General features: G+C 36.3%; 10 protein-coding genes. 7 read left to right on the plus strand and 3 right to left on the minus strand.

Features of this window, described 5'->3' with window-relative positions:
* The first annotated feature begins 107 nt into the window (after nt 1-107).
* Together ffh and IPK91_01270 are read left to right on the plus strand one after the other, a co-directional pair.
* Nucleotides 108-1,445, plus strand: coding sequence for a signal recognition particle protein (gene ffh / locus IPK91_01265; protein ID MBK8295925.1), 1,338 nt, complete (start codon nt 108-110; stop codon nt 1,443-1,445).
* Nucleotides 1,446-1,765: 320 nt separating this feature from the next.
* The gene (locus tag IPK91_01270; GenBank protein MBK8295926.1) at nt 1,766-4,666 is read left to right on the plus strand and encodes a T9SS type A sorting domain-containing protein; all 2,901 of its coding nucleotides are present in this window, start codon (nt 1,766-1,768) and stop codon (nt 4,664-4,666) included.
* A 33-nt stretch (nt 4,667-4,699) separates the two neighbouring features.
* On the opposite strand, the gene mutS is transcribed toward IPK91_01270, so the two are convergent.
* Entirely contained in the window at nt 4,700-7,276 is a 2,577-nt protein-coding gene (gene mutS, locus IPK91_01275; GenBank protein ID MBK8295927.1) for a DNA mismatch repair protein MutS, read from the minus strand.
* Nucleotides 7,277-7,448: 172 nt separating this feature from the next.
* Here mutS and IPK91_01280 point away from each other — a divergent pair, with 172 nt between their 5' ends.
* Nucleotides 7,449-7,934 (plus strand): hypothetical protein, encoded by a 486-nt coding sequence (locus tag IPK91_01280; protein MBK8295928.1) that lies wholly within the window; start codon nt 7,449-7,451, stop codon nt 7,932-7,934.
* Nucleotides 7,935-8,087: 153 nt separating this feature from the next.
* Here IPK91_01280 and IPK91_01285 read toward each other — a convergent pair whose 3' ends face one another.
* On the minus strand, nt 8,088-8,861 hold the full coding sequence (locus tag IPK91_01285) for a T9SS type A sorting domain-containing protein (GenBank protein MBK8295929.1): 774 nt from the start codon (nt 8,859-8,861) through the stop codon (nt 8,088-8,090).
* 40 nt (nt 8,862-8,901) lie between these two features.
* On the opposite strand from IPK91_01285, the gene IPK91_01290 reads away from it, so the two are divergent.
* The 3 genes from IPK91_01290 to IPK91_01300 all read left to right on the plus strand — a co-directional run bounded on the left by IPK91_01290 (nt 8,902) and on the right by IPK91_01300 (nt 16,735).
* Nucleotides 8,902-11,199: a TonB-dependent receptor gene (locus IPK91_01290; protein ID MBK8295930.1), complete on the plus strand. Its 2,298-nt coding sequence runs from the start codon at nt 8,902-8,904 to the stop codon at nt 11,197-11,199.
* Between the two features lie 143 nt (nt 11,200-11,342).
* Nucleotides 11,343-14,429, plus strand: coding sequence for a protein translocase subunit SecDF (secDF, locus tag IPK91_01295; GenBank protein MBK8295931.1), 3,087 nt, complete (start codon nt 11,343-11,345; stop codon nt 14,427-14,429).
* 365 nt (nt 14,430-14,794) lie between these two features.
* Complete coding sequence (locus IPK91_01300; GenBank protein ID MBK8295932.1) at nt 14,795-16,735, plus strand: OmpA family protein; 1,941 nt, start codon at nt 14,795-14,797, stop codon at nt 16,733-16,735.
* Here the strand turns inward: IPK91_01300 and IPK91_01305 are convergent.
* Nucleotides 16,728-18,107: an inorganic phosphate transporter gene (locus IPK91_01305; GenBank protein ID MBK8295933.1), complete on the minus strand. Its 1,380-nt coding sequence runs from the start codon at nt 18,105-18,107 to the stop codon at nt 16,728-16,730. The genes IPK91_01300 and IPK91_01305 overlap by 8 nt on opposite strands.
* A 161-nt stretch (nt 18,108-18,268) precedes the next feature.
* Here IPK91_01305 and IPK91_01310 point away from each other — a divergent pair, with 161 nt between their 5' ends.
* Nucleotides 18,269-19,102 carry a mechanosensitive ion channel family protein gene (locus tag IPK91_01310; GenBank protein MBK8295934.1) on the plus strand — a complete coding sequence of 278 codons (834 nt, stop codon included), beginning with the start codon at nt 18,269-18,271 and terminating at the stop codon, nt 19,100-19,102.
* The last annotated feature ends 11 nt before the right edge of the window (nt 19,103-19,113 follow it).

The raw sequence follows: 19,113 nt of genomic DNA on the forward strand, positions 1-19,113 counted from the left end.
CAATGTTTAGTGGCTTCGGATTCTAAAGCACCATGATTCTCACTTCTCGGTAGGCAATAAAGCCAAACAGCTATTGAGCTAATCCGCTATTGGATTATCTTTGCGCCATGTTTGAAAGTTTAAATGAACGATTGGAATCGGCCCTAAAAACCATCAAAGGGGAGGCCAGATTAACGGAGTTAAATATTGCAGAATTCATCAAAGAAATTCGAAGGGCATTGGTGGAAGCTGATGTGAATTACCGGATTGCCAAAGATTTTACGGATAAAATTAAGGATCAGGCACTGGGTACAAAAAATGTACTAAATGCGGTAAAACCAGGTGAATTGATGGTTAAAATTGTGATGGATGAGCTGGTAGAACTTATGGGAGGTCAGGCTGCGGGTTTGAATTTAAATGGGAATCCGGCAGTTGTTTTGATAGCAGGTCTTCAAGGATCTGGTAAAACCACATTTTCTGGAAAATTGGCCTTGTTTTTAAAATCAAAGAAAAACAAGAAAATCCTTTTGACAGCCTGTGATGTGTATCGCCCGGCAGCTATCGATCAATTGACTGTTTTAGCCGAACAGGTTGGCGTTGAAATATTTAAAGATCTTGAACAGAAGGATCCGGTTCTAATTGCTAAAAATGCGATTGAATATGCACGCAATCACAAGATTGATATTGTGATTGTGGACACTGCAGGTCGAACCTCCGTCGATGAAGAAATGATGGATGAAATCGAACGCATTAAACAAAGCATTCAACCATCAGAGACTTTATTTGTAGTGGACTCAATGACGGGGCAGGATGCCGTAAATACGGCTCAGGCATTTCATAACCGCATCCAATACGATGGGGTCGTGTTAACAAAAATGGATGGCGATACGCGTGGGGGTGCGGCACTTTCAATTAAATATACCATAGGCAAACCCATCAAGTTTGTTTCTATGGGGGAAAAGATGGAAACCCTCGATGTGTTTTATCCCGAAAGGATGGCCCAACGGATTTTGGGAATGGGGGATATTGTTAGCTTGGTTGAAAAAGCGCAGGAACAGTTTGATGAAACCGAAGCAAAAAAAATTGAAAAGAAAATCAAACAAAATAAATTTGATTTTAATGACTTCGTGATTCAACTTCAACAGATTAAAAAAATGGGAGATTTAAAAAGTCTCCTTGGAATGATACCCGGTGCTGGCAAAATGTTAAAGGATGTCAACATTGATGACAAAGCGTTTGGAAAAGTAGAAGCCATTATTCAGTCTATGACCCCACAAGAGCGAGCCAATCCCGAATTGTTAAACATGTCACGAAAAAATCGGATAGCTGCAGGTAGTGGTAAAACCATCCACGAAGTAAATGCCTTCATCAAGCAATTTGAGGAAATGCGAAAAATGATGTTTATGTTCTCAAAAGGCCAGGGAATGGGGAATATGATGAACCAAATGCGGAATATGAAGCGGTAGCGAAATTAAAATAAAATCTAAAAGATATTAAAAGGCAAATTCTCAATAGCTAAGCCTACATCCAGCGTAGGAGCAGAATAAATAAATCACAAATAATTTTAGAAAATTCAAAAAGAAGGCATGCTAGGCGTAGGCTTAGCCTACGTCAAACGACCATCACAATAAAGCTGTAAACAAATGAATTGAGATTGAGGAAAGGACGCAAACAGCTTAATACAAAATATTTTATATACTCAGAAAAACTCCCACCCTCAACTCTCAACTACCAACTATCCATACCAACTTTCAACAATTTCACTAACTTTACTAAAATTTCGTGTATGCAAAAGCTCCTCGTATTTGGTCTCTTGTTTTGTGTTTCGTTTACTTTAAAAGCGCAATTGCAGGAAGGAAGCACGGCTCCTGATTTTACAGTACAGGATATTAATGGAAATTCGTATAGTTTGTATGCAATGATGGGGTCTAATAAAGCAGCATGCCTCGATTTTTCAGCGACCTGGTGTGGACCCTGCTGGAGTTTTCATCAAAGCGGAGTACTGGAATCGGTTTACAATAATTTAAGTAATGAAACAACAGTGGTTTTCCTGGAATCAGATTGGGGAACCAATACCAATTGCTTATACGGTCCCAGTGGCTGTGTTGGCGGTACTCAAGGAAACTGGGTAAGTGGTACGCCATATCCAATTGCAGATCTTTCATTAAATAATGGTCCTGGGGTAAATAATGATTATGCTATTGCTTATTATCCTACCCTTTATGTAATATCTCCAGATAAACGGGCCTGGTTAATTAAAACCCGGACTTATAATGAATATGCAAATTGGATTACTAAAAGTTTTAAAATGACAGCAAGTGCTGTTGTAACAAATTCAACATGCGGGGATAATGGGAAAGTGGTTACTACAGTTACGAATGGTTTTGGCACCATCTCTTATAAATGGAGCAATGGAGCGACTACTAAAGATTTAACGAATATTCCGGGAGGGACTTACTCGGTTACGATTTCAGATTTAAATGGATATTACATTGAGAAAGGACCCTATGTGGTAAACGGTCCATCAAAAAGAGTCGATATAACCAATGCTACTCTAACTCACGTTAAATGCTTTAACGAACCCACTGGCAACATTGCGATACTGGTAGATTACGGTACTCCTCCATATACCTATAATTGGTCGAATGGAGATCGAACCGACAACCCTTTAAGTCTTAAAGCAGGTTCATATACCGTTACCGTTACAGATAATGCAGCTTGTACCAGAGTAAAAACGTATACTTTGACACAACCAACCGATGTTACCTTAAGCTCCGTTGCGGGTTTAGAAACCTGCGACAGTGGCAATGGATTTATTTCATGTAAAGCCTCCGGTGGAGTTCCGCCCTATCTGTTTGATATAGGCTTGGGAAATCAAGGAAGCAATTACTTTGCTGATTTGGAAGGAGATCAATATTATACCGTTACAGTTACTGATAATAATGGTTGTTTTGAAACTTCCAGATCTTTTGTTGGGGTCACCCATAAACCAATTGTAAATGCTGGACCTGATAAAAATTACGATTGTTTAAATGATGTCATTAGCCTTGATGGCTCTCAATCCAGTCAAGGTGCCAATTTAATTACTTTATGGACTACACGCAATGGTAAAATTTTTAGCGGACAAGAAAGTGTTACGCCAGAAATAAGTAAACCTGGAACCTATCTTTTAAAAATCACAGATGCTTCAAACGGTTGTTTGGATGTTGATTCAACCCAGGTTTTAGACAAACGGATTTATCCGAATGTAGTATTGGATCGCGATACGAGCCTGAATTGTGTTATGAAAGTCTATGAAGCGAAAGGCAGTAGCAAAGATTCACAAACTAAATTCAGTTGGAAAAAAGTTTACGATACCTTATTTTATAAGGAAGGTTCGAAGATTCTGGTAAGTGACACCGGAAATTATATTTTCATCGTAAAAGATACCATTAATTTGTGTGTTTCTAAAGATACCATTGAAATCAAAGTGGATCAGGAAAAACCGATTGCAGCTGCTCAGGCTGAAAAAGATGTTAGTTGTATCAATACTGAAGTCATTATCGATGCATCACAATCCTCACAAGGTGGAAATTTCATTTATCAATGGCAGTCTGTAACTGGAAATATAAAATCAGGGGCACAAACACTGTATCCTGTCGTAGATAAAGGAGGAGACTATCACTTAAATGTAAAGAATATTAAAAATTTATGCGAAAGTGATGCAACGGTTTTAGTTTACCAACAAACAGAACCAATAGCTCTTTTTGATCAAAGCATCGATGGATTAAAATTACAATTTAATGATCAGTCGAATGGCTTGCCTACTTCCTGGAATTGGAATTTTGGAGATGGAACTACAAGTATAATTCAAAATCCACAGCATGTATTTGCTAAGGAAGGTGAATTTGAAGTTTGTTTGACGGTAACTAATGATTGCGGCCAAAATATTAAATGCGCTAAATTATTAATAGGAATATCTGCTCCCCTTAGTTTAGCATCCTATGAAATTCAACATGTTAGTTGCTTTGAAGGAACAGATGGCAGTATTAAAATAAATATACAGGGTGGGGTTCCTCCTTATCGCTATTTATGGAACAACACCATGCAGACTAAGGATTTATTTCAACTACAAGCTGGAAATTATTCGGTAGAAGTGACCGATGCACAAGGAACAAAAATCACGAAAGGATTTTTAATAAAAGAGCCTCAGGCAATTACACTTAAAGATCTCACCATTATTCCAAGTGTTGCAGGACTCAATACGGGTTCTATTGAGTTGAAACTAGAAGGAGGAGTACCTCAATATACCTACAAGTGGTCAAATGGTCAAGACACAAATCCTTTGCAAAACTTAGCAGTAGGTGAATATTCTTGCAGTGTTACAGATGCAAACCAATGCGTTAAAACATTCGGGCCATTTGAAATTAAAGAGGTTACAGCAAATATTGAGAATCAATTAATCAAGCTGTTTAAAATTGAACCAAACCCAGTGTCGGAAGTATTTGCAATCCATGTTTCACTTACACAATCAACACCTTATCAACTTCGGATGATAAACAGTTACGGTACACAAGTTTGGCTTAATCGTCAAAATAACTCGAAGGCAATTTTTGAATTGGATGCAAACCAGTTTGCTAGTGGCATCTATTTTATTACTTTATCATCAGAAGATATTGCGCAAACGATAAAACTTGTAATCAGGTAACTATTTGCTATTTTATTGAGCTCCTTTTATTTGTTAGAGCTTCTTTTTTAATTCAATCAATTTCATCATACAATCGATGGGTGTCATGGTTTGTATGTCAAGTGATTTTAATATATCAACTAATTCTTTGTGCGAATTTGTAGGAGTTTCTTGAATTTGAATGCTTGACTTTCGTGTGTTTTCTGAAATCACTACATGTTCCTGATTGCCACGTTTTTCTTCCAGGTCGCTGAGAATTTCTTCAGCACGTTGTAAAACTGCTTGCGGCATACCGGCCATTTGAGCCACATGAATTCCAAATGAGTGTTCACTGCCACCTGGCATTAATTTTCGAAGAAAAATTACTTTTTTATTTAACTCTTGAGTGGCAACATGAAAATTTTTAATTCTTGGTAAATAAGCACTCAATTCATTTAATTCATGATAATGTGTGGCAAACAAGGTTTTAGCCTTTCGTTCTGGAATTTCATGCAAATACTCTGCTATTGCCCAGGCCAATGAAATGCCATCATACGTACTGGTGCCTCTGCCAATTTCATCCAGTAAGATGAGCGATCGGTTTGACAAATTATTTAAAATGGAAGAGGTTTCATTCATTTCTACCATAAAGGTGGATTCTCCGGAAGAAATATTGTCACTAGCACCTACCCGTGTAAAAACTCGATCGATATATCCCAAAGTAACTTCACGCGCAGGAACAAAGGAACCAATTTGAGCCATAAGAGCAATTAAAGCTGTTTGGCGCAAGATGGCAGACTTTCCTGACATGTTGGGACCGGTTATCATCAGAATTTGTTGTTGATCTGAATCCAGGTAAATATCATTTGGAATGTAACTTTCACCGCTTGTCATTTGCTTTTCAATGACCGGATGCCGGCCATCCTTAATATCTATAATTTGACTGTCATCTACCTGTGGTTTGCAATATGCATTTGCTTTCGCAGTTCTGGCAAATGAAAACAAGACATCCACTTCAGCAATAACATATGCGTTTTGTTGTAATGGAATTAAATACTCCTGCAACTGGTCCACTAATTTTTCAAATAATTCTTCCTCTAATTGAATAATCCGTTCTTCAGCACCAAGAATCTTTACTTCAAGTTTTTTTAATTCATCTGTGACATAGCGCTCCCCTGTGGACATGGTTTGCTTGCGAACCCAATGATCTGGTACGAGCCCTTGGTTTTTAAATTTATTTGTAACTTCCAGAAAATAACCAAATACCGAGTTGTAACCTATTTTTAAATTGGTAATGCCGGTATTGAGGATTTCTTTTTTCTGAATTTCTAAAAGTAAATCTTTGCTATGATGTAAAATGTATTTTAATTCATCCAGCTCTTTAGAAAAACCTTCAATAAAAATACCTCCTTTATTTATTTGATTGGGTGCATCTGGGTGCAATTGTACGGAAATAAGTTGTGCCAGGCTGGCACATTCTTGAATCTTTTCAGCAAGTAATTGCAAGCCTGTACTTTCATGTTGTTGCAAAATAGCACGAAGTGGCAAAAGTTTTAACAGACTTTTTAATATATGATTAATTTCTCTGGGATTAATTCGCCTAAGTGGAATTTTTGAAACCAATCTTTCTAAATCACCAAAATGATTTAAAGTTTGAAACAACTCATCTTCTAAATCGACTGCTTTTAAAAACGAATCAACCATTTGATGCCTTCTTTCAATTCGCTCTATTTGCAATAAGGGCATTACGATCCACTTTCTCATCAATCTGGAGCCCATAGGAGTGAGGCTATGATCCAATATATTTAATAAGCTCTTTCCCTCCGGATGAAGTGGATCAATCAGTTCAAGGTTTTTTATGGTAAACCGATCCATCCATACAAATTCGTCGCTGGCCAAACGACTTATGTGTGATAAATGATTTGGGTTTTTAGTTTCGGTCAATTCAAGATAATAAATGATTGCTCCTGCAGCTATTTGACCCGAAAGATATTCATCGACTCCAAAGCCTTTTAGGCTGCTTACATTAAAATGCCTTAATAGTTTTTCTCTTGAAAAATCTAGTTGAAATATCCAATCTTCTAATGGATAGGTATAGTAATGCTCATTAAAATTTGTATCAAAAAACCCTGTTTTTGATCTTGCTAGAATAATTTCAGAAGGCTGAAAGCTTTCCAGAAGCTTTTGTATATATTCTAAAGGTCCCTGGGATAAATAGAACTCTCCAGTTGAAACATCCGCTAGTGAAATGCCAATTCCATTGACATCAATATATAAAGCTGCAAGAAAATTATTTTTTCTGTGGTCGAGTAATTTATCATCATAGGTAATACCTGGAGTTATTACATCGGTGATTCCTCTTTTGACTATTTTTTTTCCTTTACTAGGCTTTTCTAATTGCTCGCAGATGGCAACCCGATACCCAGCTCGAACCAATTTAGGAAGATATGCATCCAAGGAATGGTAAGGAAAACCGGCCAGCTCAATATCAGATCCTCCATTGTTTCTTTTGGTTAGAACGATCCCCAGGACTTTGGATGTTGTAATCGCGTCTTCGCCAAATGTTTCATAAAAGTCGCCCACTCGATATAAAAGGATCGCATCTGGATGCTTTGCCTTCATCGTGTAATACTGCTCCATCAATGGAGTCATAGTATTGATTTCAAATAAGAGTGCTTCTCCTTTCAATTTGTGATTTGCCACAAATATAACGTGTATCTTTATACGACAAGAAGCCAGAAACTAATTAAAAAAAATTACATGGCTTCAAATTTCGTTTTAGATTTGTAATACGTTTTGTACCGATTTATCAAAAACTGATGTTATGATTTCAGCATTTAGAGCTCTAAAAGACGAGGAGTACCAAACTCTTATTGAAGCCATTCCACTTATTGCCATTTTAATTGCTGGGGCAGATAATGATATCGACCTGAATGAAAAAGCATGGGCTGAAAAAATTGTAAGAATAAGGAGCTATAGCAATCATTTTGATTTAAAACCTTACTATAAAGATGTGGATTCACAATATAGTGAGTTGTTTGATAAATTCTTAAGATCGCTTCCTAAGGATGCAGATTCAAGAAGTCGCGAAATTTCTAAAAAATTAGTGGCAATCAATGATATTTTCATCAAATTAAATATGCGTACAGCCAGTCAATTGTATTCATCTTTTATAGCATATGCTGAACAAATTGCAAGAGCTTCAGGAGGCATTTTAAGGATGATGTCTGTAAGTAAAGAAGAAAGCATGTTTATTGGCTTGCCTATGATTGATCCAATATTCTATGAAGAACTTGACGAAGAGGAATAGGCAATTAAACTGAGCGTTTAATAAGTTATCCAAAAATTAATTCTTATTACCTGGTCATCGCCAAAGTCAAACGCTTTTTTGAAAGTAATTATAAGCTAATCAAACTAGATTTATAGTTTGAAAAAAATCAAAAGCAAATTGGATATTACCTAATTATTTAATTACAATTTGCTGTGTTAGTAATTTTGAACCGTCGATCCACTGAATATAAAATAATCCGCCATTGCTTATCGTGTTCAAATCAATTGTATTCTTTGAATTATTATTGAATTGAATGATACGTCCCTGAGTATCCATTACTTTAATTTGTTCAATGGAATTGGATTTATTTGTTAATTGCCCACTGGTTGGATTTGGGAACCAATAATTTATAATCAAATCTTCCTGATGGCTTGCTGAAGCGCAGTCTTGTTCGGAGACAAGCGTTAAAATATACTCACCTGGAAAAGCAGGTCCGGGATATTCGGTTACATATGGAAAAGGGATGCCCAAATTAATCGTTAATGTCATTTTAATTATGGGTTTAAAATCTCCCGGTATATTATCTGTTGTTGCAGTTCCTCGTAAAACCAAACAACCTGAGGTATTTTTATTAAAAACACAATTGGGAGGATTGCATGCATAACTAATTCCTTTAGGCAATCCTGTTATTGCGTTTACTGTATCAATGGCTACTTTTTCAAGCGCAATTGGAGATGGAAATGCTGGAACAAGTACTGTATCCGGCACCACTACGGTAAATACAAATTCATAGGGTTTATTGATGCACGCTTTTTTGGTGATGCCTCCATTGGGATTTGTCGGACTTACAGGTTTAGGATAAACTCCTGCAGAAGAATCTCTATAAATCGAGTCAGGTAAACAATTTTGCGATTGTACGGAGCATACGATAAAGAAATTCAAGATGATCAGGTAAAAATGCTTCATATTTGACGAGGTATATTTTAATGCAAGTTAAGAATTTTAAATGACAAAGAAAATACTTTATTCCGGATTCATTGGTTTCCTGTTGTTAAACTTTTTGTCTGCACAATCACACACGTATACAGGAAAAATTGTAGATATTAGAAATGGAGCAGAATTGCAGGGGGTAACCGTTGCCACAAGCAAGTTGGCAGTATTTACTGACGAATTTGGAAAATTTGAAATTGAGTTGCCTGATAGTATCCGTACCGTATTAGTTAAAATGGTTGGTTATAAAGAATTTATACTGTCGCTTACAGAACCAAGCGATCTGATTATTGAATTGGAGCCGGAATCGTATCTGCTTAATACAACCGTGATCACATCTTCCCGATTCGAGAAACCTATAGAAGAATCACCGGTTTCTATTAACGTGATCAAAGCATCCTTGTCAGATCGCTTAAGCACAAACAGTTGTGCGCAATTGTTAGACCGGGTGCCGGGTGTTCAGATCATTGACGGTCAGGCAAATATTAGAGGAGGATCTGGGTATTCTTATGGGGCTGGAAGCAGGGTTTTGTTATTGTTGGATGACTTGCCTGTTTTAAATCCCGATGCAGGGTATCCCAACTGGGATGATCTGCCATTGGAAAATTTAGGGCAAATTGAAATTTTAAAAGGTGCCTCCTCATCCCTTTACGGGAGCTCCGCAATGAATGGGATTATTCATTTTAGAACCAATTTTCCTGGCTCGGACCCCTTTACAAGCATTTCATTTATTCCAAAAGTCTATTTAAATCCATCAAGCGGAAAGCAATGGTGGGGTAAAGACAGTGTGGTGGCAATTCCTTATGAAGGAATCGTAAATTTTGTACATCGTAAAAGATATAGCTGGGCTGATTTGTCTGCCAGTATGAGTTTTACAAGTAAAACAGGTTATAATAAAGATCATAATTCTAAAAATGGACGGATCCATTTATTAGTACGTAAACGAATTCATGATCGTTTTACCCTCAATTTAGGTTTAAATTACAATCAAGGTGAAAGTTCAAGTTTTTTCTACTGGAAAGACAATGGCTATTTTGAAGGAGCTCCGGGATCCTCCAGTTCGAGTAACAAAATAAGATTTACGATAGATCCTTCTGTAAATTATGAAAGCAAAAATGGCTTCCAGCATAAACTTAAAACCAGATTTTATCATGTTTTTAATGGTGCAGATAATAACCAGGAAAATAAAAGCAACAATATTTACACAGAATACCAAATCGGAAAATCGTTTAAAAAGCTTGGATTACAATGTTTAGCCGGTACGCTGTACACCCAATCCTGGACCATTGCAGAGCTTTATAGCGATACTCGATTTACACACAGAAATCTAGCTTTCTTTGGTCAGATTGAAAAAAGTCTTTTTAGTCGGCTCATTTTAAGTGGAGGCCTTCGATATGAGTCATATCAAATTAATGGACCTGAATCGCTATCAGGGGTATCTATTGATCCAAAAGTCACGGAAGACACTACCTTGTTTCGATTTGGTATCAACTACAGGGTATTTAAAGCAACTTATTTGCGGGGATCTTACGGTCAAGGATACCGATTCCCAACGATTGCCGAAAAATTTATAAGCACAAAAGCAGGAGGATTAAGCATTGTCCCAAATCCAAATCTGCATTCAGAACGAGGCTCAAGCTTTGAGCTTGGAATGAAGCAATTGCTAAAATTTGAAAATTTGGAAGGATTGATTGATTTTTCAATATTCCAATCGCGCTATTATGACATGATGGAATTTGTTTTGAATAACCAATTGCAATTTCAATCCAGAAATATTGGGGATACAGATATCAGAGGGTTTGAGTTAGAATTATTGGCTAGAATGCAAATGGGTGAGACAAAGCTTACTTTTGGAGGAGGATATACCTTCATCAATCCAAAGTATTTAGAATTTGATCTGGCAGGCAAACAATTGCCTATAAATGGACGGGATACGGCATCCAGGGCCAAACAAAATGCAGCCAATTCATCTTCCGATGAAAATATCCTTAAATATAGGTCTAAGCATCTCTTTCGATCGGATCTCCAAGTGGACTATAAGTCCTTTTATATGGGCATGGCATTTAATTATGCATCCCATATGCATGCCGTTGATTGGTTGTTTGAATTGAATGTATTTATTAAAGGGATAAAGGATTATCGAACAACCCACAACCATGGATATCGGGTTTATGACTTTAGAATGGGGTACCATTTTGCACATTTGGACTTCCAGATAAATGTGGATAATTTGTTCAATGAAGACTACAGTATCAGACCTGGAATTCTGAATGCCCCTAGAAATTTAACCCTCCGTGGAACATATACGTTTTAAAAATTTATATAAGATCTTATAAATTAAGTACATAATAATAATAAGCTTTAAAATAAACCTTAGGAAAATCCTGAAAATCAATCTCAATTCGCTTGGAAGCACTATATTTGCGACGTTTTCCAAAAATTTAAGAATTTTTACATATGTCTGAGAAAGGAATTGTGAAGTGGCTTTTATTCGCCATCATATTTGTTTGTGTTTTGCAATTTGTTTATTACCTGCCAACAAACAGGGTAGAGCGGGATGCGGAGCAGTATGCTGAAGAACAAAGTGCTTCAATTACGGATGATCTCGCCAAACAAACTGCTATAAAGGCAAATCGGATTAAATACCTGGATTCACTTTCAAGTGAGAAGATTTTCAGGATTCCACTTATTAAGGAATATACGTATTCCGATTTAAAAAAGCAGCAACTGGCTTTGGGTCTTGATTTGAAAGGGGGCATGAGCTCCATACTTCAAATTGATTTAAGTGAATTGTTGATATCCTTATCCAATAACAATCCGGATCCCGCTTTTAAAACAGCAATTCACAACGCTGGGGAGCGTATGAAAACGAGCCAAACGGATTTTATTACCCTTTTTGTTCAGGAATACCAAAAGGAATCAGGTGGAAAGAAACTAGCTGTTCTATTTTCCCGCAGTTCTACCATGAAAGATAGGATCAACTTTGAATCTTCGGATATTGATGTGGCCCGAATTCTTCGCCAAATTGCCGACGAAACCGTTGATTTAACTTTTAAACGTCTTAAAGACCGGATTGATAAATTAGGAGTTACTCAGCCCAACGTTTCTTTGGATAAAGCCAGAGATATGATTGTTGTTGAATTACCTGGCATCGATAATCCTGAACGTGCCAGAAAATACCTCCAGGCAAGTGCAAAATTGGAGTTTTGGGAAGTTTATAGAAACATTGATCCAGGTGTATATGAAGCCATTATTAATGTAGATAAAAAACTGAAAGCCCTTGCAAAAGGGGATACTTCAACTGTAATTAAAGATGAATATACTTTAAAGGATAAATACGAATACACACGTGATTCTTTAGGGAATCGTTTGGATTCAACCTTAGTGGGTACAGATACAATCCGCGCGGTGGATCCATTATCTGAAAAGGGTCCATTGCTCAGTATTTTCACACCTTCAGGAGGTGCAGCTGGCGCTTATTCTATCATTGGAACTGTTGAAAAATCAAATAGAAGTCGATTTTTAGAATTGGTAAATAAGCAAGAAGTTCAACCCTTTTTACCATCAGATATGGAATTTAGGTTGGATCATAAGCCAATAAAAAACACCACGGATAATACCACTTCTACTACCTATGCAGTTTATGCTATCAAAAAACGTCCGGGGGCATCTGCTGCTCCTTTAGATGGTGAGCATATTGCCAGAGCTTCAGCCAATCCGGATAACGTAACCGGTGAGGTCGTGGTAAGTTTGGCAATGGACAATAAGGGGTCAAAGATTTGGGGAGATATGACTACGAGAGCTGCCAATGATAATAAAAGAGAAATTGCCATTTTATTAGATGATGAAGTCGTATCCTGCCCAAGTGTTCGTGAACCAATTCTTGGAGGTAATTCTCAGATTTCAGGAAGTTTTACCATCGACGAAGCAAAAGATTTAGCTAATATTTTGCAAGTAGGAAAATTGCCTGCAAAAACTAAAATCGTTCAGGAGTCTTTGGTCGGTCCTTCCTTAGGAAAAGAAAATATTGTAAAATCATTGTGGTCGATTTTGGGTGGGTTTTTTCTCGTCCTGACTTTTATGGTGGTTTATTATACGGGCGGTGGATTTGTTTCCATTGTTGCAATGTTTTTAAACGTATTGTTTATATTAGCAACCCTGGCATCATTTGGAACTGTTTTAACCTTACCGGGAATTGCTGGTTTGGTTTTAACCATGGGTATTGCGGTGGATGCAAACGTAATTATCTATGAGCGTATAAAAGAAGAAATGGCAGCTGGCCGAACCTACTTAGAGGCCATTAAAAAAGGTTTTTATCATTCATATTCTGCAATCATAGATTCTCACGTCACTTCTTTGTTGACCTGTATCGTTTTATTTATCTACGGTCTGGGTCCAATTAAAGGATTTGCAATCGTGTTGATCATCGGTATTATCTTTTCATTATTTACTTCAGTGTTGGTGTCCAGACTTATAATTGATTGGTGGACTATCAATAAAGGAAAAGCTTTGAGTTTTTCAAGTAAAATAACGGAGACTGCGTTTAAACACATTAATGTGGATTGGGTTGGACATAGAAAGTACAACTACATCTTCTCTCTAACTTTGATCATAATTAGTTTCATTTCATTCTTTACAAGAGGTTTTGAATTAGGTGTCGAGTTTAAAGGTGGTTATTCTTATAATGTTTCTTTTGATAAAAATATTGATGTAGAAAAACTAAGAAACTCTTTAACCAAAAGCCTTGAGGGAAATCCAGTTGTAAAAAGTGTGGATTCTAAAAATACTTATAACATAACAACATCTTATTTAATCAATGAAACGGGTGAAGATGTGGTGGATCGAGTAAATCATAAATTACTCGAAGGGATCAATGAAGCAACTGGAGAAGATGTAAAGTATGAGGATTTTGTTAAAAACGAAAATTCTAGTACTCATATCACTTCTTTTAGTAAAGTAGGACCCATCATCGCAGATGATATAAAGGCAAGTGCTTATAAAGCTATTTTATTATCGCTTTTAGTAATATTTATATACATCCTGTTTAGGTTTTATAAATGGCAATACAGTCTGGGCTCTATTGTCGCTTTATTTCACGATACCGTTGTGGTTTTGGGAGCCTTTTCGTTATTTCATGGCCGATTGCCATTTGCAATGGAAGTTGACCAAACTTTGATTGCAGCGGTATTGACAATAATTGGTTATTCAATGAACGATACTGTTATTGTATTCGACAGGATCCGGGAATTTTTGAAAATGGACAGTGATAAGTCAGACAAGGAATTGGTGAATGCTGCCATTAACACAACGTTGTCGCGTACCATTAATACATCCTTGGCTACCATGTTGACAATTATATTGTTGTTTTTCTTTGGGGGTTCAAGTACAAAAGGATTTTGTTTCGCCATGATTATAGGTATTATTATTGGTACATATTCTTCGATATGTGTTGCCATGCCTATTGTTATTGACTTTACAAAAAATTTAAAATATACAATTAAAAAAGAAACCAGTAAGCTGACGAAACAAGTAGCTAAGGTTTAAATTTAATATTAGATATAAAGCGCCATTTAGTTAATTACTAAATGGCGCTTTTTTTTATAAATGAAATATCCTTTGCTTTATTGCTTCTTTTTTAAGAATTTGATCTGTATGAATCAGTTGAGAGTTGATGGAAAATATACATATGAGCTTAAAATAGCTATTGAAAGCTGAATTTCATCGATTGTATTTAATCAATTAGAATGGATGGATAAAATGGGCGAACAGTAAGTTGTCATACCCTGTTCAAATAAACACGAATAAATCTTGCATTTAGTTAACGAGGAGCGTTTCATATGAGTTTTCTGAATTAGTAATTTTTAAGAATATCTGTATAACTTTGAAACGATTAAAGCGTTATTATCTGGATGAATAAGTTTGGAATTCTGTTGACCTTGCTATTGGCAGCTTGCAGCTACCAAATTAAAATCAAAACAGGGGATCAGGCCTTTCAAAGCAAACAGTATGCAAATGCTATTGGTTTTTATAAGAATGAAATCGATCAAGTTTCAAGTCCAAAGGAAAAAGCATTCAAAGCATTTAAATTAGGCCAGAGTTATAAATATTTGAGTGATTACGACCAATCGCTTGGATGGTTCAAAAAGGCTTATGATTGGAATTATGGTTTGAAAGCATTGGAGGAATATGCAATCGCTTTGAAAAACACAGGAGATTATGAAGCTGCTATTTTAGCTTATCAGGAATTAATGCAAGAGCTAAAAGGTGGCATGGAGTATAAAAAGGATATTCAAATTTGTAAGCTAAATTTGGAGTGGATTAAACAAAGAACAGATTTCTATTATAAATTGACCAATTTTACTGCTGTTAACGATAAGGCGTCTGATTATTCAGCACTTTCTGTTGACAGTTCAAAACTATATTTTGTATCTGATAGACTTTCTGAGACAAGACATGATAATTCTAAGTTTGGCTGGACAGGAAGAAGCTTTTCGGATATATATTTATTTCAAAACGGTTTGGTCGTATCGTTGCCGGAACCGATCAACAGCCAGTCAAATGAAGGTTCATTTTGTTTTAATTCTACAGGAAATAAAATTTACTTTACAAGATGTGATGCAAATGATCAGCCCGAAGACTATTGTAAAATTTATGAATCTGAGTATATTAATGGAAGTTGGGGCGAGCCGGAACGATTAGATTTAGGATTTGACAATTCAAATGTTTATCATCCTGCATTATACAAATCGGATTCAATTTTAGTTTTTAGTTCAAATGCACCGGGAGGTATAGGGCAGTATGATTTGTATTTAAGTTATTTAGGAAATGAGGGTTGGACTGTTCCGGAGAATTTAGGAGAACCAATCAATTCAGCATATGATGAAAAATTTCCTGTTTGGTACAATGACACACTTTATTTTAGCAGCAATGGGCATCCTGGATTAGGCGGCTTGGACGTATTTAAAACATTTAAAATTTCGGATTCAAAATGGACTCCACCCATCAATTTGAAACCAGATATTAATTCGGAAGCAGATGATTTTGGATTTTTTATTGACAAAAGCTTCGTGGCGAATGATACTGTTTTTCAAAAAGCACTGTTGAGCTCAAACAGAAATTTCAATCGTCAAGATGAAATTTATTCAGTAGAATTAAGAAAACGCTCGCAGATTCCAAGTATCCAAGGTCCTAAAAAGTTTAAATGGGATGTACAGGCGAATATTCAATTTGTGACAGCAGAATCATATAAATCGCCAAAGCAAATTCCGGTGGATTCAGTCGATTTAATAGAAAAAATTTCTAAGAATTCTGTCAATTCAAAATCAAATTCACGGATTACACTCAAGCTGCTTCCAGGCGATTCATACACATTCTTGGCAAGTAAGAAGAATTATTTGAATAATGAATTTTCGTTCACCACGCCAGCGCAACCTGAATTGACTGCAGACAGTTTGTTTATATTAACACTAGTTGTAGAATTAATCCCGATTCGTTATGACGAAGAATTTGTAATTCCTGAATTGTACTATGATTTTGATAAATGGTATATAAGACAAGATGCTGTGGCTTCATTGGAAAAATTAAGAGGTTTGTTAAATACAAATCCGTTGATACGGATTCGTTTGGGTTCTCATACAGATTGCCGAGGCGATGAAAAATACAACCTTGAATTGTCCGAAAAAAGAGCGCATGCTGCAATGCAATGGTTAATAGCAAAGGGTATTGATTCCAATCGATTATTTCATACAGGGTATGGAGAAAACGATCCGGCTATTAATTGTTCTTGTGATTCCTGTTCAGAAGATGATCATCAAAAAAACAGGCGCACAACTTTTACGCTGATCAGATAAAATGACGAATCAACAGATACAAGCCACCGCTTAATAGAATGGTAGCCGGTAAAGTAAGGATCCAAGCCAACACGATGTTTTTAACTGTGCCTTTTTGAAGATTCTTTATTCCTTTAGATGCAACCATTGCACCCGCAACACCTGATGAGAGCACATGCGTAGTCGATACGGGTAGTCCCAAACCGGATGCTAGTCCTATGGTACTTGAGGCTACGAGTTCAGCCGAAGCCCCTTCAGCAAATGTCATGTGCCGTTTACCAATTTTTTCACCAATTGTTACAACAATTCGTTTCCAACCAATCATAGTGCCAATCCCCAAAGAAATAGAAATCAATAAAATGGTCCATGCCGGGACATAAGTAGTGTATTTATTCAATTTATGAATTCCATCTTTTAAGATTCGTTGATTAGATTTTTCAGTAATTAAATTGGGTTCTGACACGATTACTTTAAGCTCCTTTGAAAGTACACTCATTTGTTTGCGGGCAATCATCAGCTGGCGGCCTTGTTTGACATTTAAACTTTCAATGTATTTCTCAAAATGTTCCAATTTGTCTGCACTGGCACAAAGAGTACGTTCCATTTCATAGTTTAATGTAGATTCTCGATTTAAGGATTCTTTCATCAATTTTAAAGTATGAGCAAACTCATCTTTATTAAAATCCGGTGCCAATGCGTATTGCATGGGCATAAATGCCATAAGCACTATGAGCATCAGCCCAACCCCTTTTTGACCATCATTGCTACCATGAAAAAAACTAACCAATGTACAGGTTCCAATAAGGATAGCCCTTAACCAAAGTGGGGGAGCTTGGTCGTTTTCTGGTTCTTTAAAGATGGTTTTATCCTTTACAAAGGATTTTAGCATAAACATCAACACAATTGCCATTGAAAACCCAAAAAGAGGTGAAATCAAGAGGGAATTCATGATTTTATACGCTTCGCCCCAATTTACACCCACTTTGTCTCCACTTCCAGGTAATAATGAAAAAACAATTCCTACTCCCAATAAGGAACCGATCATCGTATGTGAACTTGAACAAGGTATGCCAAAGTACCAAGTACCTACATTCCAGATAATTGCACCAATTAATGCCGATACAATCATAGCGATGGCCTCAGAGAAATCACGAGTAAGCACAGATTCTAAGGGAATCAGTGCCGCTATTTTGCCGGCTACGGCCATTCCAAAGATGTAGGAACTGCAAATAACGCCTAAGAAATTCCAGATACCTGACCAGATTACAGCAGGTATTGGTTTTAGGCTTTTGGTGTATATCACGGTTGCAACGGCATTTGCAGTGTCATGAAAGCCATTGACAAACTCAAAAACACACACAGTAATAATGCAAAGCACACAAATAATTGCCATAGTGCCTTGCAAATCAATATTTATTTCAAACACTCCAATTAATTTTAGGCTTTGGGATTCGTAAATTTACACGGTTTGGCGGAATTGAAATGCGCAGTTTGACTTTTTATTAATAATTAGCAGCACCGGATATGAATATTTTTAAATTTATAATAAAACTAGTGATTTTAATCATTCTGATCGCTTTGCGCTATGGCTTAGGATCCGATTTTTTACAATCTTTTGTTGATAATTCTAATTTATTATATCCGCTATTTAGTTTTTTGATTTTCTGGACGTCCATCAATCTGGGAATCAGGTTAAGCCAATTTATCTATCGTAAACGCAAGAAATTTGGGCATAAATATTCGGATAATGTCATTATCGGACTTCAAAATATCTATTATATCTTATCTGGTATAGGGGTCGTGGTCATGATACTTGGCTTCTTTGGATTAAAACCCGAGGAGCTACTCACTTCACTTAGTATTGTCGCTGCTGCAATTGCGATTATATCTAAAGAACTGGTGACGGATATTATTTGTGGTTTCAATATAAGTTTCTCGCGTGATCTCGCAATTGGCGATTATGTGAGAATTGGAGATCAAAAGGGAAAAGTAATTGATATTAATATTCACAAAATTGTATTGCAAAATGATGATGACGATATTATTTATATTTCAAATACGAAGGCATATTTTAGTGATCTGGTAAATTTTACTCAGAAGGAAATTAGAAAGTACAATTTGGATTTTACTTTATCCCATAAAATAAAAATCAGTAAATTGGAATTAGAAAAGCAGATCGTATCTGTACTTGAAAGATTTATTCCCAATTATGAAAAATATTCTGCAAATTTTAAAATCGCAAACATTGGTAAAGATGACATTAGGTATAAATTGCAGTTTGCATTAATCAAAGTGGATCCCCTAATTGAACAGGAGATTAAGGCTACGATCCTCAATGAAATTCACACATTAATTCAAAAAGGAGAATTTATTGAATCTTCGGAATAAATTAAATACAA

Source organism: Saprospiraceae bacterium (genome assembly GCA_016712145.1).
Lineage (GTDB): Bacteria > Bacteroidota > Bacteroidia > Chitinophagales > Saprospiraceae > Vicinibacter.

Bases quoted from the DNA above. Each gene is read 5' to 3' on its own strand.
- mutS (MBK8295927.1), bottom strand. From the start codon at position 7,276: ATGACTCCATTGATGGAGCAGTATTACACGATGAAGGCAAAGCATCCA.
- IPK91_01270 (MBK8295926.1), top strand. From the start codon at position 1,766: ATGCAAAAGCTCCTCGTATTTGGTCTCTTGTTTTGTGTTTCGTTTACT.
- IPK91_01290 (MBK8295930.1), top strand. From the start codon at position 8,902: ATGACAAAGAAAATACTTTATTCCGGATTCATTGGTTTCCTGTTGTTA.
- secDF (MBK8295931.1), top strand. From the start codon at position 11,343: ATGTCTGAGAAAGGAATTGTGAAGTGGCTTTTATTCGCCATCATATTT.
- IPK91_01300 (MBK8295932.1), top strand. From the start codon at position 14,795: ATGAATAAGTTTGGAATTCTGTTGACCTTGCTATTGGCAGCTTGCAGC.
- IPK91_01280 (MBK8295928.1), top strand. From the start codon at position 7,449: ATGATTTCAGCATTTAGAGCTCTAAAAGACGAGGAGTACCAAACTCTT.
- ffh (MBK8295925.1), top strand. From the start codon at position 108: ATGTTTGAAAGTTTAAATGAACGATTGGAATCGGCCCTAAAAACCATC.
- IPK91_01305 (MBK8295933.1), bottom strand. From the start codon at position 18,107: ATGGCAATTATTTGTGTGCTTTGCATTATTACTGTGTGTGTTTTTGAG.
- IPK91_01285 (MBK8295929.1), bottom strand. From the start codon at position 8,861: ATGAAGCATTTTTACCTGATCATCTTGAATTTCTTTATCGTATGCTCC.